Source organism: Solwaraspora sp. WMMD406 (assembly GCF_029626025.1).
Taxonomy (GTDB): domain Bacteria; phylum Actinomycetota; class Actinomycetes; order Mycobacteriales; family Micromonosporaceae; genus Micromonospora_E.
The window spans coordinates 4,410,452-4,434,161 of record NZ_JARUBF010000001.1 but is presented as its reverse complement, the minus strand read 5'-3'; the positions used below and the strand labels follow the sequence as shown (position 1 = coordinate 4,434,161).

19 protein-coding genes are annotated in these 23,710 nt (G+C 70.2%); 8 read left to right on the top strand and 11 right to left on the bottom strand.

Features of this window, described 5'->3' with window-relative positions; all coding sequences use genetic code 11:
• Nucleotides 1-174: 174 nt before the first annotated feature.
• The 3 genes from O7632_RS19390 to O7632_RS19380 all read right to left on the bottom strand — a co-directional run bounded on the left by O7632_RS19390 (nt 175) and on the right by O7632_RS19380 (nt 3,132).
• Entirely contained in the window at nt 175-966 is a 792-nt protein-coding gene (locus O7632_RS19390) for a GntR family transcriptional regulator (RefSeq protein WP_278116254.1), read from the bottom strand.
• 189 nt (nt 967-1,155) lie between these two features.
• Complete coding sequence (locus tag O7632_RS19385; protein ID WP_278116252.1) at nt 1,156-2,178, bottom strand: methyltransferase; 1,023 nt, start codon at nt 2,176-2,178, stop codon at nt 1,156-1,158.
• Between the two features lie 84 nt (nt 2,179-2,262).
• Nucleotides 2,263-3,132: a PAC2 family protein gene (locus tag O7632_RS19380; RefSeq protein ID WP_278116250.1), complete on the bottom strand. Its 870-nt coding sequence runs from the start codon at nt 3,130-3,132 to the stop codon at nt 2,263-2,265.
• A gap of 302 nt (nt 3,133-3,434) precedes the next feature.
• On the opposite strand from O7632_RS19380, the gene O7632_RS19375 reads away from it, so the two are divergent.
• The 3 genes from O7632_RS19375 to O7632_RS19365 all read left to right on the top strand — a co-directional run bounded on the left by O7632_RS19375 (nt 3,435) and on the right by O7632_RS19365 (nt 6,167).
• Nucleotides 3,435-4,196 carry a neutral zinc metallopeptidase gene (locus O7632_RS19375; RefSeq protein WP_278116249.1) on the top strand — a complete coding sequence of 254 codons (762 nt, stop codon included), beginning with the start codon at nt 3,435-3,437 and terminating at the stop codon, nt 4,194-4,196.
• A gap of 171 nt (nt 4,197-4,367) precedes the next feature.
• Entirely contained in the window at nt 4,368-5,291 is a 924-nt protein-coding gene (locus O7632_RS19370) for a hypothetical protein (protein ID WP_278116248.1), read from the top strand.
• Between the two features lie 162 nt (nt 5,292-5,453).
• The gene (locus O7632_RS19365; protein WP_278116246.1) at nt 5,454-6,167 is read left to right on the top strand and encodes an HAD family phosphatase; all 714 of its coding nucleotides are present in this window, start codon (nt 5,454-5,456) and stop codon (nt 6,165-6,167) included.
• Nucleotides 6,168-6,275: 108 nt separating this feature from the next.
• On the opposite strand, the gene O7632_RS19360 is transcribed toward O7632_RS19365, so the two are convergent.
• From O7632_RS19360 to O7632_RS19330, 7 genes are all read right to left on the bottom strand, one after another.
• Nucleotides 6,276-8,825, bottom strand: a complete 2,550-nt coding sequence (locus O7632_RS19360) for an FtsX-like permease family protein (RefSeq protein WP_278116244.1) — start codon at nt 8,823-8,825, stop codon at nt 6,276-6,278.
• Entirely contained in the window at nt 8,825-9,595 is a 771-nt protein-coding gene (locus tag O7632_RS19355; RefSeq protein ID WP_278116242.1) for an ABC transporter ATP-binding protein, read from the bottom strand. Before O7632_RS19355 ends, O7632_RS19360 begins: the two co-directional genes overlap by 1 nt.
• Before the next feature lie 299 nt (nt 9,596-9,894).
• Nucleotides 9,895-12,444 (bottom strand): ABC transporter permease, encoded by a 2,550-nt coding sequence (locus O7632_RS19350; protein WP_278116239.1) that lies wholly within the window; start codon nt 12,442-12,444, stop codon nt 9,895-9,897.
• A complete protein-coding gene (locus O7632_RS19345) occupies nt 12,444-13,229 on the bottom strand; it encodes an ABC transporter ATP-binding protein (protein WP_278120192.1) in 786 nt (261 codons plus the stop codon). The genes O7632_RS19350 and O7632_RS19345 overlap by 1 nt, the downstream gene beginning before the upstream one ends.
• Nucleotides 13,230-13,418: 189 nt before the next feature.
• Nucleotides 13,419-14,117 carry a response regulator transcription factor gene (locus O7632_RS19340; RefSeq protein ID WP_278116237.1) on the bottom strand — a complete coding sequence of 233 codons (699 nt, stop codon included), beginning with the start codon at nt 14,115-14,117 and terminating at the stop codon, nt 13,419-13,421.
• Complete coding sequence (locus O7632_RS19335) at nt 14,114-15,385, bottom strand: sensor histidine kinase (protein ID WP_278116235.1); 1,272 nt, start codon at nt 15,383-15,385, stop codon at nt 14,114-14,116. Before O7632_RS19335 ends, O7632_RS19340 begins: the two co-directional genes overlap by 4 nt.
• Before the next feature lie 48 nt (nt 15,386-15,433).
• On the bottom strand, nt 15,434-16,435 hold the full coding sequence (locus tag O7632_RS19330) for a PD-(D/E)XK nuclease family protein (RefSeq protein WP_278116233.1): 1,002 nt from the start codon (nt 16,433-16,435) through the stop codon (nt 15,434-15,436).
• A 183-nt stretch (nt 16,436-16,618) separates the two neighbouring features.
• On the opposite strand from O7632_RS19330, the gene O7632_RS19325 reads away from it, so the two are divergent.
• Genes O7632_RS19325 through O7632_RS19315 form a run of 3 tightly spaced genes read left to right on the top strand, consistent with a single transcriptional unit; the run spans nt 16,619 to nt 19,325 of the window.
• The gene (locus O7632_RS19325; protein ID WP_278120191.1) at nt 16,619-17,722 is read left to right on the top strand and encodes a site-2 protease family protein; all 1,104 of its coding nucleotides are present in this window, start codon (nt 16,619-16,621) and stop codon (nt 17,720-17,722) included.
• Nucleotides 17,719-18,759 carry a tRNA (adenine-N1)-methyltransferase gene (locus tag O7632_RS19320; protein ID WP_278116232.1) on the top strand — a complete coding sequence of 347 codons (1,041 nt, stop codon included), beginning with the start codon at nt 17,719-17,721 and terminating at the stop codon, nt 18,757-18,759. Before O7632_RS19325 ends, O7632_RS19320 begins: the two co-directional genes overlap by 4 nt.
• A complete protein-coding gene (locus O7632_RS19315) occupies nt 18,756-19,325 on the top strand; it encodes a hypothetical protein (protein ID WP_278116230.1) in 570 nt (189 codons plus the stop codon). The genes O7632_RS19320 and O7632_RS19315 overlap by 4 nt, the downstream gene beginning before the upstream one ends.
• Nucleotides 19,326-19,412: 87 nt before the next feature.
• Here O7632_RS19315 and O7632_RS19310 read toward each other — a convergent pair whose 3' ends face one another.
• On the bottom strand, nt 19,413-19,745 hold the full coding sequence (locus O7632_RS19310; RefSeq protein WP_278116228.1) for a ferredoxin: 333 nt from the start codon (nt 19,743-19,745) through the stop codon (nt 19,413-19,415).
• Nucleotides 19,746-20,046: 301 nt separating this feature from the next.
• Here O7632_RS19310 and arc point away from each other — a divergent pair, with 301 nt between their 5' ends.
• Nucleotides 20,047-21,828 carry a proteasome ATPase gene (arc, locus tag O7632_RS19305; protein WP_278116226.1) on the top strand — a complete coding sequence of 594 codons (1,782 nt, stop codon included), beginning with the start codon at nt 20,047-20,049 and terminating at the stop codon, nt 21,826-21,828.
• A gap of 260 nt (nt 21,829-22,088) precedes the next feature.
• Nucleotides 22,089-23,606: a depupylase/deamidase Dop gene (dop, locus tag O7632_RS19300; protein ID WP_347403583.1), complete on the top strand. Its 1,518-nt coding sequence runs from the start codon at nt 22,089-22,091 to the stop codon at nt 23,604-23,606.
• The last annotated feature ends 104 nt before the right edge of the window (nt 23,607-23,710 follow it).

The window sequence follows — 23,710 nt, the reverse complement described above, 5'->3', positions numbered from 1 at the left end:
GGCGACGCCGGGACGCTGGCGGTCGCCGCCGGGTCGGTGCGGGACGGGAGCTACCCGTGGCTCTCGTTGCTGCCGCGCGGCTCTCGCGGCGATCCCGGCATGAGATTCACACCTATCGATCAGATCTGTCAATAGTTTGCCTAGGAAACAAAGTAAGGCGAAAGAAATACCCGGTCAGCCGAGCACCAGCCCAGGATCCGGGTCCGGGTCGGCGCTTGGCGCGGGGATCCGGTACTCCTCGGTGAGCGTCGTCATCGGGCCCGGCCAGGTGGCCTGGGCGACCTCGATCGGCCGCCGGTCGGCGTCGTAGGCCACATGCAGCAGGTGCAGGACCGGGGTGTCCGGCCGGATGCGCAGCGTCTGTGCCTCCTCCCTGCTGGGTTGCCGTGCGCTCAGTACGTCGCGGGCCCATGCGTACCGGCGGCCGGTGATCTCCTCTACCTCCTGATAGAGCGGGCGGCCGAACGCCTCCAGGCGTTCCAGGCTGGTACCGGCGGCGTCGGCCGGCAGCAGCCAGGAAGCGCCCACCTCGACCGGGGAGTCGTCTGTGCGTACCAGATGTCGCCGGACGACGAGTTCGGTGCCGTCCGCGACCGCGAAGGCATCGGCCACCTCGGCCGGGGCCGGGGCGCGGCCGACGCCGATCAACTGCTGGCGGTAGCGGGCGGCCAGATCGGCGTGGTAGCCGCGGTGGCGGCCGTAGCGACCGCGGGCGAGCCGGTTGAGACGGCGGCGGGTGCCCCGCACGAAGGTGCCCGAGCCAGGCTTGGTGATCAGCAGGCCCTCGACCCGGAGCTGGTCCACTGTACGCTGCACGGTCTGCTTGGCGACGCCGTACATCTGGGCGATGGCGGGGATGGAGGGCAGGCGCTCGCCCGGGCCCCAGTCGCCGCGCCGGATGCGTTCGCGGATCTGGTCGGCGATCTGTCGATGCGGCACCTCGGCCGCGCCGGGATTGACGTGCATTCCGCCCCCTTCAATGACACCTAGCATCCTAGGACGTTGTAGACGTCGTGTCCAGTCCCACTTCGGGCACCCTCTCTCGACCCACCACCCGTGGACAAACCGCACCAGAAAGCCATGCCACCGGGTCTGACCCGGCCACACCGATGAGAACCGCTGCGTCGTGACGACCAGCGCAGCGGTCAGCTGTGATCAGCGTTTGCGCGCGATCAACGCCCCGTTCGCGCCTGGCGCGTCGAAGATCACCGTACGGATCGATCCGAAGCCGGCGTCGGCCAGCCAGTCGGCGTATTCCGTCTCCGAGTAGTTCCGGCCGCCAGCGGTCTCCACCAGCATGTTCATGCCCATCAGCGCAGCCTCCGGCGGTCCGGTGCGGTCCGGGTTCAACAGCAGCTCGGAGATCACCACGATCCCGCCGGAGGGGAGAGCGGCATGGCAGCGGTCGAGCAACCGCCGGTTGGTCGGTTCGTCCCAGTCGTGCAGGATCATGCTGAGCAGCATCACGTCGTAGCCGAGCGGCAGGGTTTCATCGGTGAAGAAGTCGCCGGCGATGGTGTCGATGCGTTCGGTCAGTCCGGCCGCCTTGACCTTTTCCGCCGCGATCGGCACGACGTGTGGCAGGTCGTACACGCTTGCCCGCAGGGCCGGGAACCGCCGGCAGAGTTCGATCGGATACGCGCCCGAGCCACCCCCGACGTCGAGCAGCCGCTGATGCGCGCCGAAGTCGTACGCTCCCCCGAGTGCGCGCGCCGTGAAGATCGAGGCCGCGTACATCGCTTCCCAGAACAGCCCGAGCATCTGCGGGTCCACGTCGGAGAACACCGACCCCTGAGTGTCCGGATTCCAGGTCAGCGGCCGGTCGGTCCGCAGCGCCTCACCGATGCGATGCCACGGCAGGTAGGTCCGTTCGTCGCAGTAGCGCACCTGCCCGCCGAAGTAGTACGGCCGGCCGACCACCAGGAACTCCTCGGCGATCGGGGAGTTACGGTAGCCGGCCGCACCTGGCTCCTTGACCAACAGCTCAAGCGACGCGCAGGCAGCGAGCAACGTGTCGGCCGGCCGCTCGGCGAGTCCGTACTCGGTGCAGAGTTGTTCGACGGTGATGGTTCGGCCACCGGCCAGCCGGGTGAACAGGTCCAGCTCGACGGCGGCCGCGAGAGTCTTGAAGCTCCAGAAACCGGTCACCAGACGCATAAGAGGGGTGGGGGTTAGCATCCGGACATTTTCCTGGTGCCGCGAGAGACGCTGACGGAGCTGTCAGTTAGCCGATAGAACGATGCCGCCCGGCTGTCCGGCAGCTCACCAAGAACCGGCCGTCGGACCTGCGGATCCACCGCGCCGTCGCAGATACTTCTCGAATTCCTGGGCGATCTCGTCTCCGGTCAACGGCTGGATGCCGGCGTCACCGACACGCTCCTCCAACTCCCGGACGTACTCGCCGAGTTCGGCGTCCTGCTCGGCGGCGGTACGAACCCGGGCCTCCCACTTGGCCGCCTCTTCGGCCATGTCCGCCATCGGTACCGGCAGGTCCAGCACCTCCTCCACCCGGTGCAGCAGCGCCAGGGTGGCTTTCGGGCACGGCGGGTTGTTGGCGTAGTGCGGCACATGGACCCAGAACGACACGGCATCCACCTCGGCCTTGGTGCAGGCGTCCTGGAGCACTCCGACGATGCCGGTCGGCCCGTCGTAGCGGGTGGGGACGAGTTGGAAGCGCTCGGCCGCCTCCTTGTCCGACGCGGTGCCGCTGATCGGCAACGGCCGGGTGTAGGGCACATCGGCCAGCAGGGCACCGAGCAGCACCACCCGGTTGACCTCCAGGCTGTGGCAGAGCTCCAGCACCTGCTCGCAGAAGGTGCGCCAGCGCATGCTCGGCTCGATTCCCCGGATCAGGACGACGTCGCGGTCGGTGCCGTCCGGGCTGGCGACCATGAAGCGGGTGCCCGGCCACTCGATCCGGCGGGTCTCCCCGCCGGCCATCGTCACCGTCGGGCGGCTCACCTGGAAGTCATAGAACTCCTCGGGGTCCAGGGCGGCGACCTCCCGGGCCTGCCAGACCTCCTCCAGATGTTCCACCGCGGCGGTCGAGGCGTCCGCGGCGTCGTTCCAGCCCTCGAAAGCGGCGATGGCCACCGGCGAGCGCAGCACCGGCAGACCGTCGAACTCGGTCACAGCGTCTCCTCGCCCGGCATGCTCGGTCGTCCACACCGAGTGGTGCCGACAGGTGGGCGATGTCCGGTAGCGTGCTGGTTGTCGTGCCTCACTCTGTCAGCCTACGTGCCGTGGCGCGACTCGGCCCGGTGGCCGCGCCGCGTTCCCGGTCACGACGACGTCCGCCTTTCCGCCGCGCTCCCCAGCGGCGATGATCCGCTGGCCGCCGGGATGCGTGTTGCGCGACTGAGGCAGCATGTCTGGCACGGACACGCGTGGGGCGCTCGCGTGTGACGTCCCCACCGTTGTCCGAGGAGGATGGCATGGACCAGCCCGGTGACCGCCGCTGGAGTCCGGCCCGACTGGCGGCACTCTGCGTCGCCGTGGTCGCCGCCGGTGCGTGCGCGGTCGCGCCACTGCCCGGTGGGGAGCAGGGGGAGCCGAACCAGCCGGCGGCGCCGGGCGCGGAGCCCACCCGGGCCGACGGCGAGGACCTGCTGGAGGGCACCGACACGGTGGAGGAGTTCGAGCAGGACATCGAAGGTGCCGAGAGGCTGGCGGATCAGTACTGGTCACAGCGGTTCGCCGGGTTCGGCGCCGAGTTCCAGCCGATCGGCCGGACCATTCCCTACTACCGCGACGGAGAGGTCAGTTGCGGCGACCAGTTGATCCCCCGCAACAATGCCGTCTATTGCCTCGCGGGGGGCACCGAGTTCATCGCCTACGACGCCAACTGGGCCTTCACCGTTTTCCAGGCGGTGGGGGATTCCTTCCTGTTCTACCTGATCGGGCACGAGTACGCGCACGGCATCCAAGTCCGGTTGGAGCTGGACTACTCCTTCAGCATCCAGCGTGAACTGGCCGCCGACTGCCTGGCCGGCGCTTACCTGGGTGACTCGGTGCGCGACGGCGCGCTGCGGCTCGACGACGGCGATCTGGAGGAGTTCCGACTCGGTCTCGAAGCGGTCGCGGACGATCCGAACCAGCCGTGGTTCGAGGAAGGCTCGCACGGCACCGCCGACCAGCGGATCGCCGCCTTCTTCCGGGGCTACGACGGTTCCCTGGCCGGCTGTGACCTGAGCTGACGGGTCCGGCTCGGGTCCGATCGCGATGGATCGTGCCCGGTCGTGACCGCTGCTCGTCGCCGATCCCGCACGTACGAAGAACCCTTCCGGCATCGTCGAAGAACGATCCCGTGGGTGTCCGTGTGACACTGCCTATCGACGGCGTGCGATGGATTCGCGAGGTGAACGGTCATGAGCGAACTACGGACAGCGGAGCCGCGTCTATCGGTGCCGGTACGGCCGCCCCGAACCGGACGGATCATCGGTTGGAGCGTGGCCGCCGGTGTGCTGTTGTCCATCCTGTGGTCGTACCACTTCGTCGACGCGGTGATCGGGGACAACGTCGCCAACGCGCTGCTTGGCCGGGACGCCCGCGACACGGCGATCGCTGGTACCGCCGCCGGTCTGCTGTTCGCCTTCGTCTCCGGTCTGGCCGGCACGTTCACGGCCTGCAACATCGCGATGGCCGCGTCGGTCGGGCCGATGAGTCAGGCCGGCGGTCGGCAGCACTCCACGCTGCGGATGCTGGTGCGTCCGGTCGGCTGGCTGACCCTCGGCATGGTGTCGGTCTCGGCGGTGTACGGCTTCGTCGGGGTCCTGATCGGTGACGCGTTGCCGCAGCTGTCCACCGACACGGTCGGCGGCATGCCGGTACGGATCATCCAGTCGTCCGTGGTCTTCGGGGTGATCGGTCTGGCCCTGACGTACCTTGGTCTGGCCGCGCTGCGGGTGCTGCCGGATCCGTTCGCCGAACGTCCCGTCGCCCGGGTGGTCACGCTCGGCGCGCTGATCGGCGGGTTCCTGATCGGCCGGCCGTACCCGTTGTTCAACAAGCTGTTCCACTGGGCGGTCGACACCGGTAACCCGTTGTACGGGTCGGCGGCGTTCGTCCTCCAGTCACTGGGCAACATCGTGATCGTGACCGCGCTGTTCGCGGTGCTGATCATGGTCAGCCGGGGTGGTTTCCTGCGCTGGCTCAGCGGTGATCCGCTGCGCACTATGGCGATCACCGGCTCGTTGCTGGTGGCGTTGGGGGTGTTCACCGTCGTCTACTGGGTGGTGCGGGTTCCGGCGATCTTCGGGGTCGGCTGGTTCCCGACGATGCCGTACAACTGATCCCGCCGCTCCGGCGCCCGGCGCCCGGCCGTCCGGCGGGCCCTGTGTGGCCGGCCACGTCCGCGCGGGGTTGGCCCCGTCGGCGCTGGTCGGGCAGGATCGAGGCGGTACGTATCGGCACCGCCTCGGGAGGTTCCACTGACCACCACCGGTCCGGCCGCGGTGCTGTTCGACATGGACGGCACCTTGATCGACAGCGAAAAGCTCTGGGATGTGGCGCTGCGCGAGTTGGCGGAGCGTTACGGCGGCCGGTTGTCGGCCACCGCTCGGTTGGCGATGGTCGGATCGGACCTGGCCACCACGATGCGTCTGTTGCACGACGACCTTGACCAGCCGTGGCGGGACCCACGGACCGGCGCCGACTGGGTGACCCGGCGGGTCGCCCAGTTGTTCGGTGCCGGCCTGCCGTGGCGACCCGGCGCCGAGGACCTACTGCGTGCGGTGCGGTCGGACGGGTTCCGGACGGCCCTGGTGACCTCGACCGAGCGTCCGTTGGTGGACATCGCCCTACGGTCGTTGGGCCGGCACAACTTCGACGTGGTGGTCTGCGGCGACGAGGTCAGCGCCACCAAGCCCGATCCGGCGCCGTACCTGAGCGCCACCGCCGCCCTCGGCGTCGCGCCCCGGGAGTGCGTGGCGGTCGAGGACTCGCCGGCCGGGGTGGCCAGCGCCTACGCGGCGCGGGTCGCGGTGCTCGCCGTACCGGCCGAGGTGGCGCTGACGGTGCCGCCCGGTGTGCACGTACGGGACTCTCTCGTCGGGGTGACCACGGCGACCTTGGTCGCCGTGCACCGGGAGGCGCTGTCCGCCGGACACCTCGGTCAACGGTCGGCCGTGGCGCACCCGGACCAGCGGTTGGTCGCCGGCCGGCCGTAGGCCACGGGTTCGCGGACCTACGGCCGACCCCTCGCCGGCCCTGACCCGGCACCGGGACCGACCTGGCACCGGTCCCGGGACCGGCTGGACGCCGGCACCGGCGATGGACTACTCGTGTGCGATCGCGGCGAGTAGGTCGAGCCGGGCGGCCCGGATCGACGGCAGCACAGCGGCGACGACACCGACCACGGCGGCCAGCGCGAGCAGCACCGCGATCTGGTCCCAGGGCAGCACCAGGCTGGTGATGCCCTGGTCGCGCAGCGCCCGTACCACGGCCGCCCCGAGCCCGGTGCCGACCGTGACGCCGAGCAACGCGCCGAAGACCGAGATGACCACCGCCTCCACCGTGACCATCCGCATGGTCTGCGCCCGGCTGAGCCCGATCGCCCGCAGCAGGCCGAGCTCCCGGGTACGTTCCAGCACCGACAGGGCGAGGGTGTTCACGATTCCGAGTACGGCGATCAGGATGGCCAGCGCGAGCAGGATCTGGATCATGGTCAGGAGGGTGTCGATCTGGCTGGTCTGCTGGTCGATGAAGGCGGCCCGGTCGGCGACCGACACCTCGGGTGAGTCGGCCAGGAGGGATTCGACCTGGCTGAGCACCCGTTCGACCGGGGTGCCCGGGGTCAGCTGCAGGTACCCCTGGCTGGGCTGCGGCATGGCGAAGTCGACGGCGGCGTCGACCGGGACGACGAATCCGCCGAACAGGTCGGACTCGGCGTAGACGCCGGTCAGGGTATAGGTGACGGGTTCGCCTCGGGAGTAGCGCACCTCGACCGGGTCGCCGACGCCCAGTCCGAGGTCGGCGGCGGTGCCCGAGTCGACGATCAGTCCGTCGTCGGGCAGCGTGTCGATGACGCCGGCGGAGGTTTCGGCCTGGTAGATCCGGGTGAGGGCGGCGATGTCGCTGGTCGCGGTCACCCAGTGTCGCTCGTCGTCGATCCGCGCGGTGTCGCCGTAGGTGCCGGCGACCAGCGCGACTCCGTCGATGTCGGCGGCGGCGTCGAGCACGGCGGGGTCGAAGGTCGGCATCCTCGGGCCGGTCTGTGGTCCGGAGATGACCAGGTCGGCGGCGATGGTCTCCTCGGCCAGCGTGGTGATGCTCTGTTTGGTCGAGTCGAGGATGACGGTGACGCCGGTGACCAGGGCGACGCCGACCATCAGCGCGGCGGCGGTGATCGCGGTGCGGCGGGGGTTGCGCCCGGAGTTCAGCCTGCCCAGCTTGCCCGGCACCGACCAGGAGAAGATCCGTCCGATCGTGGCGACGACCGGTTTGCTGATCAACGGGGTGAGCAGCGCGATGCCGACGAACGCGATCAGCACGCCGGCCAGGATGGTCCACAGGGTGTTGGCGCCGGCGTCACCGGTCAGCCCGTACGTCAGCAGGGCGGCGCCGGTGGCGCTGACCACCGCGCCGGCGATGGTGATCCGGGTGAGCGGCCGGTCCGGGGTGGCGATGTCCTGCATCGCGGCGATCGGCGGGATGCGCGAGGCCCGTACCGCCGGAAGGACCGCGGCGACGACGGTGACCAGCAGGCCGACGACGAACGCGGAGATCACGGCGCTGGCGGGCAGCCCGATCGTCGCCAGGTCCAGGCCGCCGCCGAACTGTCCGAACAGATATGCCAACAGCGCGCCGACGCCGAGGCCGGCGACCAGTCCGAGTACGGAGGCGACCAGGCCGATGACGACCGCCTCGAGCAGCACCGCGCCGATCATCTGCCGGCGGCTGCCGCCGATCGCCCGGACCAGGGCCAGCTCCCGGGTGCGCTGCGCGACGATGATCGAGAAGGTGTTGAGGATCAGGAACGTGCCGACGAACAGGGCCACCCCGGCGAAGCCGAGCAGGATGTTGTTGAAGAAGGCGAGGCCTTCCTTGAGGCCGGCGGACGCTTCCGCGGCCAGCTCGCCGCCGGTCTTGACCTGATAGCCGGTGCCGAGTGCGGCGGCGATGTCGTCGCGGAGCGCTTCGGGGGTGGTTTCCTCGGCGGCCCGGACCACGACGTTCGTGTACACGTCGTCGCGGCCGAGCATCAGCCGGGCGGCGGTGGCGTCGGTGAAGGCGACCTCCTGTACGCCGCCGATGCTGTCCCGTCCTGCGCTGTATCCGTAGACGCCGACCAGGGTGAAGTCCTGCCTCGGTTCGCGGGTGAGTACCCCGACCCGGTCGCCGACCGCCAGCCCGGCGGCCTCGGCGACGGTGGCGTTGACGGCGATCTCGTCGTCGGCGGTGGGCCCACGGCCCTCGCGGAGCTGGATCAGCTCGTCCTCGCCGAGCCAGTTGCCGCCCAGCTGCGGGGGGCCGAACGAGGTGAGGGCCTTGCCGTTGTCGCCGATCACCCGGGCGCCGTCGGCGATGGTCACCCCGACGGCCTCGGCCACCCCGGGCACCGTGGCGACCTGGTCGACGAGGTCGGCCGGTAGCGGTACGGCGACCTGTTCGCCTTCGAATTCGGTCATCTCGATGTTGGGTACGGCGCTGACCGAGACGTCGGTGGTGGCGTAGGCGTCGCTGAACACCGCGTCGAAGGTGCGGCCCAGGGTGTCGGTGAGGATCAGGGATCCGGAGACGAACATGACGCCGAGCACGACCGCCAGACCGGACAGGACCAGCCGCAGTTTGCGCGACAGCAGGCTCTTGAGGGTGGCGCGCAGCATCAGACGACCGCCTCGACGGCCGGGGTGTCCAGCTTCTTCATGGTGTCCAGCACCGTCTCCGGGGTCGGTCCGGTGAGTTCGGTGACGATGTGTCCGTCGGCGAGGAAGATGACGCGGTCGGCGTAGGAGGCGGCGACGGGGTCGTGGGTGACCATGACGATGGTCTGCTGGTGGTCGCGCACCGAGTCGCGCAGGAAGCCGAGGACGTCGGCGCTGGCGTGGGAGTCGAGGTTGCCGGTGGGTTCGTCGGCGAAGATGACCTCGGGTCGGGCGACGAGGGCGCGGGCGCAGGCGACGCGTTGTTGTTGGCCGCCGGAGAGTTGGGTGGGGCGGTGGTGGAGTCGGTCGCGCAGGCCGACGGTGTCGATGACGGTGTCGTACCAGGTTTTGTCGGGTTTGCGGCCGGCGATGGACAGGGGGAGGAGGATGTTCTCTTCGGCGGTGAGGGTGGGTAGGAGGTTGAACTGTTGGAAGATGAAGCCGATCTTGTCGCGGCGTAGGGTGGTGAGTCCTTTGTCGCGCAGGCCGGTGACGGTGGTGTCGCCGATGGTGATGGTGCCGCGGGTGACGGTGTCGAGGCCGGCGAGGCAGTGCATGAGGGTGGATTTGCCGGAGCCGGACGGTCCCATGATGGCGGTGAAGCGGGCGCGTTCGAGGTCGACGTTCACGCCGTGCAGGGCGATCACCTGCGCCTCACCCGTGCCGTACACCTTCCACACGTCGACTGCCCGGGCCGCGGCCCGATTGTGCCCAGCTACCGTCGCGGTCACTGGTCCTCCTTGGGATCAGGGCTGACAGCGGCCGCCCCCGTGGAACGGCCGTGTCCCCATCCTCGGTGCCCGACGGCCGTCGGCCATCGGCCCGCAGCACGACTCGGGCGCGGATCTTTCGCTGCGGGTGGCTCCGGATGCCGGGTCAGGGTTGTCCCTGAGAGGCGGGGACCGGCGCGGGTTCGGCCGGTGCGGGACGCACCGGCCACAACAGACAAACGGGTACGCGGGCGACCGGTTCCGATCACCCGCGTACCCGCCCCCGTACCGCGTGGCGCCGCGCCGGACGTCCCGCCTGGTCACTCGTAGGCGATGGCCTGCAGCACGTTGAGTCGCGAGGCCCGCCACGCCGGAATCCAGGCGGCCAGCACACCGGCCAGCGCCGCCGCGACGACGAAGCCGATCAACTGCCCGTACGGCACGCTCACCACCGACAGGATGTCCTGGCCGCGCAGGGCGAACGAGGCAGCCAGCCCGAGCGCGACTCCCACCCCGACCCCCAGCAGGCAGCCGAAGACCGCCATCAGCAGCGACTCCACCCGTACCATCCGGCGGATCTGCCGTCGGCTCATCCCGACCGCGCGCAGCAGTCCCAGCTCGCGGGTGCGCTCGTAGATGCTCAGCACCAGGGTGTTGGCGATGCCGAGGAAGGCCACCAGCACGGCCAGGGCGAGCAGGACGTAGAAGATGCCGAGCAGGGTGTCGACCAGTGCGTTCTGCTGCGCGACGAAGCTGCTGCGGTCGCCGACCACGACCAGCGGGTAGTCGGCCATCACCGCCTCCACCTCGGCGACGATCCGGGACACGTCGGCGTCGGGGGCGACGCTGACGAACCCCTGGTACGCCAACGGTCCGGCGAAGTACTCCACCTGGGACTCGGGCAGGATCAGGCCGGCGGTCAGCGCGGTACGGTAGACGCCGACGATCTCATACGTCCGATCGCCGCCGCGCGGCGTCGCGACCGACACCTCGTCGCCGACCGACCAGCCGTTGGACTCGGCGGTGTTGACGTCGACCACGGCTTCGTCGTCGCCGGCATCGAGCCGCCCCTGCTCGGTCTCCAGGGCAAACATCGACTCGGCCTCGGCCAGGTCCGTCGCGGAGATCAACTGGTTGGGTCGGCCGTCGGCGGTCATGATCGCGAAGTGGTACGCGACCGTGCCGGTCACTCCGTCGATCCGGGCGACCTCGTCGAGGCGCTGCGGGTCGAATCCCTCCCGCCCGGTCGGCAACTGCTGGCCGTTGGTGAGGATCATGACCTCGGCGCCGAGGCTGTTCTCCACCAGGTCGGTGGTGGTGGCCTTCAGCGACGCCCCGATCACCGCGATCGTGCTGACCAGGGTCACCCCGATCATCAGCGCGGCGGCGGTCACCGCCGTCCGGCGCGGGTTGCGCAGCGCGTTGCGCCGGCCGAGCCCGGTCGCCGTTCCCCAGCTGACCAGCCGGCCGACGGTGCCGGCGACCGGGCGGGTCAACGCCGGCGAGAGCAGCGCCACTCCGATGATCGACGCCAGCACGCCGCCGCCGAGGGCGATGGCGGTGAGTCCGGCCACGCCGGCCAGCCCGACCCCGACGAGAAGCACACCGAGCGTGGTGGCCACGCCGCCGACGACCGTCAGCGCGGTAAGCGACTTGTCCGGCCGCAGGACGTCGCGCATCGCGGCGATCGGCGGCACCGAGGAGGCACGGATCGCGGGCACCAGGGCGGCGATCACCGTCATCAACACCCCGACCAGGTACGACACGATGATCACCAGGGGTGACACGATCAGGCCGCCGGCGGGCAGTGACAGGGTGGCCACCGCCGCCGCCTGAAGCGCGGCGGCGGCGCCGATGCCGGCCAGCAGGCCCAGCGTCGAGGCGAGCAGACCGACCACCAGGGCCTCGACCAGCACGGTGCCGGTGACCTGTGCCCAGCTGGCACCCAGCGCCCGGAACAGGGCCAGCTCCCGGGACCGTTGGGCGACCAGGATGCTGAACGTGTTGAAGATCAGGAACATCCCGACCAGGAGGGCGATCAGCGCGAAGCCGAGGAAGAACCAGTTGACGAAGGTCAGCAGCTGGGTGAACTGCGACGCCTGTTCGTCGGCGATCTCCTCGCCGGTGAGCGCCTCGAAGCCGGCGGGCAGGGCGCCGGTGACCGTTTCCTTGAGTTCCTCGTCGCTGACCCCCGCCTCGGCCCGCAACTGCGCCGTGCCGAACACGCCGGTGCGGCCGTAGAACAACCGCTGGGCCTGGGGCACCGTGAACGCGACAAGGGTCTCGCCGCCGAGCGTCGATCGCCCGCCGCTGTACTCCAACACCCCGACGACCTCGTACTCGGTGGTCTCGTAGGCGCTGGACACGTACACCCGCAGGCGGTCACCGACGTCGACGCCGGCCTGCTCGGCGGTCAACCGGGTGAGGGCCACCTCGTCGTCCGCCGCCGGTGCCCGACCGTCGGCCACCCGCAGCAGCGCGTCGCTGTCGCCGCCGCTGGCGCGCAGACCGATCCCCAACTGCGGTGCCTGGCTCGGTACGGCCTTGCCGTCACCGTCGCGGAACGGGATGACGCCGGTGGCGCTGGCCTCGCCGGTGACCTGGGCCACCGCGTCGATCGCGGCCAGTCGATCGATGTCGGCGTCGGTGAGCAGCGGCGGTTCGGCCTGGCCGGCGGCGGAGTCGGTGGCCTGGACCTGCACCGCCACGTCGGCGTTGACCGTCTGGAACAACCGCTCGAACCGGTTGCCGAGGCTGTCGGTGAGCACCATGGCGCTCGACACGAACAGCACGCCGAGGATGATCGCGAACCCGGACAGGACCAGTCGCAGTTTGCGCGACAGCAGGCTCTTGAGGGTGGCGCGGAACATCAGACCTCCCGATCCGCTGCGCCGGCACCGGCACCGGTGACGTCGAGGTCCTTCAACGTGTCGAGGACCGTCTCGGCGGTGGGGTCGGTGAGTTCGGTGACGATGTGTCCGTCGGCGAGGAAGATGACGCGGTCGGCGTAGGAGGCGGCGACGGGGTCGTGGGTGACCATGACGATGGTCTGCTGGTGGTCGCGCACCGAATTGCGCAGGAAGCCGAGGACGTCGGCGCTGGCGTGGGAGTCGAGGTTGCCGGTGGGTTCGTCGGCGAAGATGACCTCGGGTCGGGCGACGAGGGCGCGGGCGCAGGCGACGCGTTGTTGTTGGCCGCCGGAGAGTTGGGTGGGGCGGTGGTGGAGTCGGTCGCGCAGGCCGACGGTGTCGATGACGGTGTCGTACCAGGTTTTGTCGGGTTTGCGGCCGGCGATGGACAGGGGGAGGAGGATGTTCTCTTCGGCGGTGAGGGTGGGTAGGAGGTTGAACTGTTGGAAGATGAAGCCGATCTTGTCGCGGCGTAGGGTGGTGAGTCCTTTGTCGCGCAGGCCGGTGACGGTGGTGTCGCCGATGGTGATGGTGCCGCGGGTGACGGTGTCGAGGCCGGCGAGGCAGTGCATGAGGGTGGATTTGCCGGAGCCGGACGGTCCCATGATGGCGGTGAAGCGGGCGCGTTCGAGGTCGACGTTCACGCCGTGCAGGGCGATCACCTGCGCCTCACCCGTGCCGTACACCTTCCACACGTCGACTGCCCGGGCCGCGATCTCCGTGCCCGTACCCGACGTCGTCGTCACTGTCACGTTCACTCCTACCGTTGTGGTCTCCGGGACAACGGTAGGGGTCCGATTCGGCGTGATCATCGTGCCGGGGAACGGTTCGGCGCTCCGTCCCGGTGGGGCGGTCCCTCCAACCTGAGAAGGATCTCAGGTCGCCCGGCTCACCCGGTGGGGCGATCCGGGTGGCCGCGTGCCACCACGCCCACCTCAACCCTTCGGCCGTACCAGCCCGGATTCGTAGGCGAGCACCACCGCCTGGACTCGGTCCCGCAGGCCGAGCTTGGTCAGCACATGTCCGACGTGGGTCTTGATGGTGGTCTCACTGACCGACAGGGCGGCGGCGATCTCCGCGTTGGACAGCCCCCGGGCCATCTGGGTGAGCACCTCCCGTTCGCGCTCGGTCAGTACGTCGAGCGTCTTCGGCGGGGCCGCGTCCGGATCCGGCAGCGTGACGGCGAACTTGTCCAGCAGCCGGCGCAGGATCCGGGGGGCGACGACCGCTTCGCCGACCGCGACCGTCCGGATCGCCGTCACCAGATCCTCCGCCGGTACGTCCTTGGCGAGGAAGCCGCTGGCCCCGGCCCGCAACGCGCCCACCACGTATTCGTCCAGGTCGAAGGTGGTCAGGATGAGGACCCGAACGGGCAGCCGGGCGTCGACGATCGCCTTGGTCGCGGCGACTCCGTCCAGCCGGGGCATCCTGATGTCCATCAGCACCACGTCCGGCAGCAGCCGGCGGGCCAGGTCCACCGCCTCGGTGCCGTCGCCGGCCTCACCGACGATGTCCAGGTCGTCCTCGGCGCCGAGGACCATCCGGAAGCCGGTCCGCAGCAGCGGCTGGTCGTCGGCGAGCAGGATCCGCACCGGTCGCCCAGCCGGTCCGGTGCCGGTCGCGGTCTCGTTCACGGGACTCCTTCACGTGCGGTGCCACCCAATTGCTCCATCGGTAGTTTGGCGTAGATCCGGAACCCGCCGCCCGGTCGAGGTCCGGTCCGCAGCGTGCCGCCGTACAGCGCCACCCGCTCGCGCATGCCCACCAGCCCGTGCCCGAGCTGCTTGCCCCCGAGGGCCGGGCCACGGCCGGTGTCGAACACCTCGACGATCAACCAGTAGACACCGAAGCTGAGGCGGACCTCTGCGGTGGCGTCACCAGCGTGCTTGATCGCGTTGGTCAACGCCTCCTGCACGATCCGGAAGATGGTCAGCGCGACGCCCGGATCGAGCGCGCCGGGTACGCCGTCGACCCGCATCGTGACCGGCAGACCCGCCTCGCGTACCTGCTCCACCAGGGTTTCGATGCCGGCCAGCCCGGGCTGCGGGGTCAGGTCCGCGCCGGCCGGCTCCGCGTCGGTACGCAGGACGTCCAGCAGCCGCCGCATCTCCCGCAACGTGGTGCGGCTGGTCTCGGCGATGGTGCCCAACGCTTCGTCCGCCGCGTCGGGGTCGCGGTGGAGAACCCGCCGCGCGCCGGTGGCCAACACCCCCATCACGCTGACGTGGTGGGCGACGACGTCGTGCAGCTCGCGGGCGATGCGCCGCCGCTCGTCGGCGACCGCCTGCTCGGCCGCGGCCCGCTGGCTCTCCTCGGCCACCCGGGCCCGTTCGACGAGCGCCCGGGTCGACGAGCGGCGGGCGTGTACGGTCCGGCCGACGAAGAAGCAGGTCAGTGCGGTCAACCCGTTCACGAGCAGCACGTACGGTCGGGAGAGCTCGGGGAAGTCCGGTGCCGGCAGCACCGCGTTGGACACCAGCACCGGCAGCCACAGGACCGTCGTGGCGATCACCGCTGCCCGCAGCCGCGAGCACGCGGCGGCGGTGTAGGTGAGCGCGACGATGGCCAGCGCCATGGTCAGCGGCTGATGGCCGGCGGCGAGGGGAATGCCGACGGTGCCGACGGTGAGCAGCACCGCCGGCCAGAGCAGGATCCGGCGGACGGCGATCGGGATCGCGGCGACCAGGCTCCATCCGAGCACCACGGGCCAGGTGGCGCCGCTGTCGAGCTGGGTGGGTGCGGCGGCGGTGAGGGCGAGATCCGCGACCACGGCGGCGCCGGCGAGCAGTGTGTCCTGCCTCAGCCAGCTCAGCCACGTGGCCGGTGGCGTGGCGTCGCGGCAGGTCGACCACCACCGGCGGCGCGGCTCGGCGGACGCGCGAGTCCGCGCCACGGCTTCCATCCCGTGACCGTAGCCGCTGCCGAGGGTGCCTATCCGCCCTCCGTGGCCCTAACCCGGACTCCTTCCTGAGGAGGAGACCGGCTCCTCCGCCGGGCCGGGGAACGGCGGCGGCGTGCCGCCGTAGACCGGGCAGTAGGCCTGGTAGCTGCACCAGTCGCAGAGCCGACTCGGCTTGGGCCGGAAGTCGCGCAGCTCGGTGGCCCGGGTGATCGCCCGCCACAGTGCCAGCACGGTCCGTTCGAAGCGCGCCAGTTCCTCCGCCTCGGGGGTGTAGTCGCAGACCTCGGCGTCCTTGAGGTAGAGCAGCCGCAACACCCGGGGCACCACGCCCCGGGTACGCCACAGGACCAGGGCGTAGAACTTGAGCTGGAACAGGGCGCGCGACTCGAACGCCTCCCGGGGGGCGCCACCGGTCTTGTAGTCGACCACCCGGAGTTCGCCGGCGGGTGAGACGTCCAACCGGTCGATGTATCCCCGGATCAGCAGTTGTCCGTCGACGACCGTGCTGACCAGGGTTTCCCGTTCGGCCGGTTCGAGCCGGCGCGGATCTTCGACCGTGAAGTAGCCGTCCAGCAGGGTCCGGGCGGCGCCGAGGAAATCGGCCAGCTCTGGTTGGGGCGCCGCTCTGCCGACCAGGACGGGACCGTCGGTCGTCGCCGCGCCGGCGTCCGGGGCGTCGGCGTTCGGGGCGTCGGCGTCCGACGGGGGTCCGTCCGGTGCCGGTGTGACCGCCAGGACGTCGGCCAGCGCCGGTTCGGCGGCGAGCAGGCGTTGCCAGACCGGGGTGACCAGGGCAGCTGCCGCTGCCGGGGTCCGTTGCTCGGCCGGCAGGTCGAACAGCCGCTCCAACACGGCGTGCACCAGGGTGCCCCGGGCCTGGTCCGCGGTGGGCTGCTCGGGGAGCCGGTCGATGCTGCGGAACCGGTAGAGCAGCGGGCAGGTCTTGAAGTCGGCGGCGCGGGACGGGGACAGTGTGGCGTGCCGGGGGAACTCCGCCTCGCTTTCGCCATCTGCCCCGATCGTCGTCCGCTGTGCCGTTTCCGCCGTCATGCCAGGCAGGGTATGGCACGGGTCCGACGTGCCCGGCGGGTGGCGCGGGCAACGTGCGCGGCCCGGGGCGGGAAACCGTGCGCGGCCCGGGGCGGTGGGTTCCGTAGCATCAACCCGATGGACGACAGCACGCCGCGCTCCGGACGCCGACCCGATCGGCGTCCGGGGATCAGTCTCGGCCGGGTGTTCGGGTTCCCGGTCCATCTCAACGCCTCGGTGCTGCTGTTGGCGATCCTGGTGACCGTCGTCTACGCCGAGTTCGTCCGTGGCCAGCTGGACGTCGGTCAACCGGCCAGGTACGCCGTCGGGCTCGGCTTCGTGGTCTGCCTGCTGGGATCGGTGCTGCTGCATGAGTTGGGCCACGCGTTGACCGCTCGCCGCTACGGCATCGGGGTCCGCGGGATCACCCTGGAGATGCTCGGCGGCTACACCGAGATGGACCGCGACGCTCCCACACCCAAGGTGGACCTGTTGGTGTCACTGGCCGGTCCGGCGGTGTCGCTGGTGCTGGGGATCGTCGCCGTGGTGGCCGCCGTGTTGCTGCCGGATCAGACGTTGATCAACCAGCTGGCCTTCCAGCTGGCGGTGGCCAACATCCTGGTAGCGGTCTTCAACTCGCTGCCCGGACTGCCGTTGGACGGCGGCCGTGCCCTGCGGGCCGCGGTGTGGGCGGTGACCCGGGACCGGCACGTCGGCACCGAGGCGGCCGGATGGGTGGGCCGGGTGGTCGCGGCCGGTACGGCCGGGCTGGTGGTGCTGCTGACCCTGCTCGGGATCCTGTCCCCGTTCGGGCTGATCTTCATGTTGCTGGTCTCGTTCACGATGTGGCAGGGTGCCGGGCAGTCGATCCGGGTCGCCCGGATCGGGCGGCGGTTTCCCCTCGTCGATCTGGCGGCACTGGCCCGGCCGATCTTCCCGGTACCGAGTGGTACCCCGTTGGCCGAGGCGCAGCGGCGGGGTGCGGACGTCGGTATCGGCCCCGGGCGTGGCGAACCGACGCTGGGCGTGGCGGATTCCGCCGGCCGGCTGGTCGCACTGGTGGACCGGGCGGCGGCCGCGGCGGTGCCACCGGAGCGGCGGGCGTGGGTGGCCGTCGACACGGTCGCCCGTGGCATCGACGGGCTGCGCCGCCTGCCGGTCAACCTCGCCGGTGAGCAGGTGGTCCGTGCAGTGCAGGAATTCCCCGGCAGCCAGTATCTGGTGACCCGGGGTGACGACCTGGTCGGCGTACTGCATGTCGCCGATCTCGCACAGTTGCTGGAACCGAACCGAAAGATGAACCCGTGACCCCTACGTCCACCACCGTCGCCGAGACGACGTCGCCGATCTCCACCCGACGTGGGCCGTTCCAACCCGGCGACCGGGTGCAGCTGACCGATCCGAAGGGTCGGATGCACACCATCACCCTCGCACCGGGTCGGTCCTTCCACACCCATCGGGGTGCGTTGGACCACGACACGCTCATCGGGCTCGCCGAGGGCAGTGTGGTCACGTCCGCCGGTGGCACCGCGTACCTGGCGCTACGACCGTTGCTGGCCGACTACGTGCTGAGCATGCCCCGGGGCGCGCAGGTGATCTACCCCAAGGACGCGGCGCAGATCGTCGCCATGGGCGACGTCTTCCCGGGGGCCCGGGTGCTGGAAGCCGGCGCCGGTTCCGGGGCGTTGACCTGTTCGTTGCTGCGCGCCGTCGGGGTCGAGGGCGAGGTCCATTCGTACGAGGTGCGCCCGGACTTCGCCGACGTCGCGCGGGCGAACGTCGAGGCGTTCTTCGGCGGCCCCCACCCGGCGTGGCGGCTGCGGGTCGGCGACGTGGCCGACTGCCGCGACACGGGATTCGACCGGATCATCCTCGACATGCTTACCCCGTGGGAGGTGCTTGACCTGGTGTCGGCGGCGCTGGTCCCGGGCGGAGTGTTCATCGGGTACGTGGCCACCACGCCCCAGTTGAGCGAGTTGGTGGAGGCGCTGCGCGAGCACGGTGGCTTCACCGAGCCGCGGGCCTGGGAGTCGCTGGTGCGCGACTGGCACGCCGACGGGCTGGCGGTCCGCCCGGACCATCGGATGATCGGGCATACCGCCTTCCTCGTGTCGACCCGCCTGTTGGCGCCCGGGGTCACCGCTCCCGCCCGGCGGCGCAAGCCCAGCCGAGGCGCGCAGGCGTACGCCGAGCGGCGACGCCTCCGCGACGGTGGGCAGCCGGAGGCCGAGACGCCGGCGTCCACCACCGCCGACATCGTGCCGGCCGACGTGCCGGCCGCCGCGTCGCCGGAGGCAGCCGTACCGGTGACGCCGTCGGCGTCGGTCGAGCCGGACCGGTCGTGAACCGCCCGGTGTTCGGCGGTGGGGAGCTGCCGGCGGTGTTTCCCGACTGGTCGCCCTACGTCGATCTGGACGCCGCCGCCCGGGCCTATCTGCGTGACCCCGACGTCGCGCTGGACGCGTTGGGCGGGGTGCTGGCCGGGGCCGACGTGTTGGCGTTCACGCTGGAGCGGTTCGTCAACGAGGTCAACGGGGTGTGGCAGGAGGTCGCGGTCTGCGACGGCAGCCGGATGATCCTCTGGCACGGCGAGGACGTACCGCCGGGTGACGGACCGGTCGGTTCGATGACGTCGTCGTTGCGGGTGGTTCCGTTGTCGAGCGTCACCGAGGTCGGTTGTCGGCGCAGGCTGACCCGGACCCCGTCCGGGCATGCCCGGGTGGACAGCGTCGACGTCTATCTGTTGCTCAGTTCGCAGGACGAGACCGCCCAGCCGGAGGAGCACCTCGGTCCCCGGCACGACGCGCTGCGTTTCGGGAAGACTCTCGACGACGGTGGTTCGGGGCAGATCGCACGACTGGAGGAGTTCGCCCGGGTCGTCGCCTCGGTCGTGGGGCGGCCGCTATTGTGATCTAGATAACGTCTCGACCGAGAGGGCCCGGCCGATCACTCGGCCCGATCACTCGGCCCGGTCACTCGGCCCGGTCACTCGGTCCGGTCACTCGGCTGCGGGTCCGGCGACCTCGGCTTGGTCGGCGGCGCGCACCACGTGGATGCACTCGCCGGGGCAGTCCTTCGCCGCGTCGATGACGTCCAGCCGCAGACGCGCCGGAACCGGAGCCCGGCTGCCCGGTGCCACCCGCAGTTCGCCGTCGTCGCCCTTGACGTAGGCGAGGCCGTCGATGTCGAACTCGAACACGGCGGGGGCGTACTGCACACACAGCCCGTCTCCGGTGCAGAGGTCCTGGTCCACCCAGACCTGCAGCTCGGCGTCGTCGGACGCCACGTCGTCGGGTCCGTCGACGGGTCGGGTCCCGGTCTGGATCGTCATGACGCACCTCCCCAGGCTCGTTCTGACTCGGGCGCGTTTCGTCCCGGGCGCGTTCTGCCCCGGGCGTGTGGTGACCCGGACTCGGCCCGAGGCGCGAGATCCGTCACCGGCGAGCCACGACCGAGGCACACCCGACGGTACCCGACGGCACGGTGACGAGGGCGGTGAGGAGCCGTCGACGCCTCGCCCGGGGCACGACAGGACGATCAACGTTGTGGGACGACTGTGTTGCGTGGGTTCGAATCGTCCGGCAAACGGCTAGTGTTAGGGCAGAACGTTTTAGCCCCCGGGGAGGTGGGACGTGGCACGCAGCGACGACGCGGATTCGCGCGCCGCACGGTGGGAGAAGGAGGCCCACGATCTCTCCACCCAGGTCGCGTTTCTTCAAGAGGAACTCGCTCTGGTGCGGCGCAAGTTGACGGAAAGCCCCCGACACGTACGACAGCTCGAGGAACGGCTCGCGGCGACGCAGGCGCAGCTGGCCCGACTGACCGAGAACAACGACCGGCTCGTGGCCACCCTCAAGGAGGCCCGAGCCCAGATCGTCACGCTCAAGGAGGAGATCGACCGGCTGGCGCAACCGCCCAGCGGGTACGGCGTCTTCCTGGCCCGACACGCCGATGGCACGGTGGACGTCTTCACCGGTGGCCGCAAGCTTCGGGTTGCCCTCTCGCCGTCGTTGGACGCCGAGGAGCTCCAGCGCGGGCAGGAGGTCCTGCTCAACGACGCGCTCAACGTGGTCGACGCGTTCGGCTACGAGCGGGTCGGCGAGGTGGTGATGCTCAAGGAACTTCTCGACAATCCGACGGGTGAGCCGAGCGACCGGGCCCTGGTCATCTCGCACGCCGACGAGGAGCGGGTGGTCCACCTGGCGGAGACGCTGGTGGGGTCCGCGTTGCGCGCCGGCGACTCGCTGATGATCGAGCCACGCTCGGCGTACGCGTACGAGCGGATCCCGAAGAGCGAGGTCGAGGAGCTGGTGCTGGAGGAGGTGCCGGACGTCGACTACACCGACATCGGCGGCCTGCACGCCCAGATCGAGCAGATTCGTGACGCTGTCGAACTGCCGTTCCTGCACGCGGAGCTCTTCCGCGAGCATCAACTGCGCCCGCCGAAGGGCATCCTGCTCTACGGGCCGCCGGGCTGCGGCAAGACCCTGATCGCCAAGGCGGTGGCCAACTCGTTGGCCAAGAAGATCGCCGAGCGGCGAGGTGAGGAGAAGCACACCAGCTTCTTCCTCAACATCAAGGGTCCGGAGCTGCTCAACAAGTACGTCGGCGAGACCGAGCGGCACATCCGGCTGATCTTCCAGCGAGCCCGGGAGAAGGCCGGCGAGGGCACACCGGTGATCGTGTTCTTCGACGAGATGGACTCGGTCTTCCGGACCCGGGGCTCCGGCGTCTCCTCGGACGTGGAGAACACCATCGTCCCGCAGCTGCTCAGCGAGATCGACGGGGTCGAGGGCCTGGAGAACGTGATCGTGATCGGGGCCTCCAACCGGGAGGACATGATCGATCCCGCGATCCTGCGGCCCGGGCGGCTGGACGTGAAGATCAAGATCGAGCGTCCGGACGCCGAGGCGGCCAAGGACATCTTCTCCAAGTACATCCTGACCGGGCTGCCGCTGCACGCGGACGACCTGGCCGAGCACGGCAACGACCCGCAGGCCACCGTGTCGGCGATGATCGACGCCGTGGTGCTGCGGATGTACTCGGAGACCGACGAGAACCGGTTCCTCGAGGTCACCTACGCCAACGGCGACAAGGAGGTCCTGTACTTCAAGGACTTCAACTCCGGCGCGATGATCCAGAACATCGTCGACCGGGGCAAGAAGATGGCGATCAAGGAGTTCCTCACCTCGGGACGCAAGGGGCTGCGCCTGCAGCACCTGCTGGACGCCTGCGTCGACGAGTTCCGGGAGAACGAGGACCTGCCGAACACCACCAACCCCGACGACTGGGCGCGGATCTCCGGCAAGAAGGGGGAGCGGATCGTCTACATCCGTACCCTCGTCTCCGGCGGCAAGGGGGCCGAAGCCGGCAGGTCGATCGAAACGGCCAGCAACACCGGTCAATACCTCTGACGGTGGTCCGGGCGGCGGCGTTCCGACGGGAACGCCGCCGCCCGGTCGCGTTTCACGCCACCGCGCGGCGCCGCCCACCCGGGGCGATCCGGTCTCCCGTGATACGTCCCCGTTCAGGAGGAAACGCGGCTGGTGCGGAATGTGCCACGGTGTCGCCGGACAGGCACGCCGCGCGGCGGATCCGCCGGGTCGGCGACTACGCTCGACATGACGGGCGCGACGGAACATGACGGGCGCGACGGAAGCGGTGAGGTAACGGCATGAGTGTGCGGCGGATCATGGGCACCGAGGTGGAGTACGGCATCTCCGTGCCCGGCCAGCCCGGAGCCAACCCGATGGTGACGTCATCCCAGGTGGTCAACGCCTACGGTGCCCGGCCCGAGTTGAACCGCGGCGGGCGGGCCAGGTGGGACTACGAGGAGGAGTCGCCGCTGCGCGACGCGCGCGGGTTCACCTACACCGGGGCCGCCTACGACCCGGCCGAGGCACTCGCCGACGAAGACCTCGGCCTGGCCAACGTGATCCTGACCAACGGTGCCCGGCTCTACGTCGACCACGCCCACCCGGAGTACTCCACACCCGAGGTGACCAATCCTCGCGATGTGGTGCTGTGGGACAAGGCGGGGGAGCGGGTGATGGCCGAAGCGGCCCGGCGGGCCGCCACGATTCCCGGTGCCCACCGGATCCAGCTCTACAAGAACAACACCGACAACAAGGGTGCCAGCTACGGTGCCCACGAGAACTACCTGATGCGCCGGCAGACGCCGTTCGCCGACATCGTGGCCTATCTGACCCCGTTCTTCGTGACCCGGCAGATCGTCTGCGGGGCGGGACGCGTCGGGATCGGGCAGGACGGTTCCCAGGCCGGGTTCCAGATCTCCCAGCGGGCCGACTTCTTCGAAGTCGAGGTCGGTCTGGAGACGACGCTCAAGCGACCGATCATCAACACCCGCGACGAGCCGCACGCCGACGCGGACAAGTACCGCCGGCTGCACGTCATCATCGGCGACGCCAACCTGTCGGAGATCTCCACCTATCTCAAGACGGGTACCACCGCGCTGATCCTAACGATGATCGAGGAGAAGGCGCTCGGCGCGGATCTCGGGATCGCCGACCCGGTCGCCGAGCTCAAGGCCGTCAGCCACGACCCGACGTTGTCGCACCTGATGCGGCTGCGCGACGGCCGCCGGCTCACCGCGCTCGACGTCCAGTGGGCGTTCTTCGAACGGGTCCACGCCTTCGTCGCCGACCGGTACGGCGCCGACGTCGACGACATCACCGCGGACGTGCTCGACCGATGGGAGAGCGTGCTTGACCGGTTGGGCCGCGACGTGATGTCCTGCGCGCAGGAACTCGACTGGGTGGCCAAGCTCCGGCTGCTGGAAGGCTATCGGGAACGGGAGGCGCTGACCTGGGCGTCGCCGAAGCTGCACCTGGTCGACCTGCAGTACGCCGACGTACGCCCGGAGAAGGGCCTGTACCACCGCCTGGTGGCGCGCGGTGCGATGCGGACCCTGCTCGACGACGCCGCGACCCGGGCCGCGATGGTCGAGCCGCCCGAGGACACCAGGGCCTATTTCCGGGGCCGGTGCCTGGCGCAGTACGCCTCGGAAGTGGTCGCCGCCAGCTGGGACTCGGTGATCTTCGACGTCGGCCGCGAGTCGCTGGTTCGGGTGCCGATGATGGAACCCGAGCGGGGTACCCGCAAACACGTCGGGGCGCTGTTCGATCGGTGTGCCAGCGCGAAGGACCTGCTGGAGGCGATCACCGCCGGGTGATCGGCGCTACCGGCTGGCGGTGGCCGGGGTTCGCTTGGCGCGAACGTGACCGGCGATCGTGAGTTCTGTCCCCGCCGCGAGGTAAGTTTCACCCAGGCGATCGT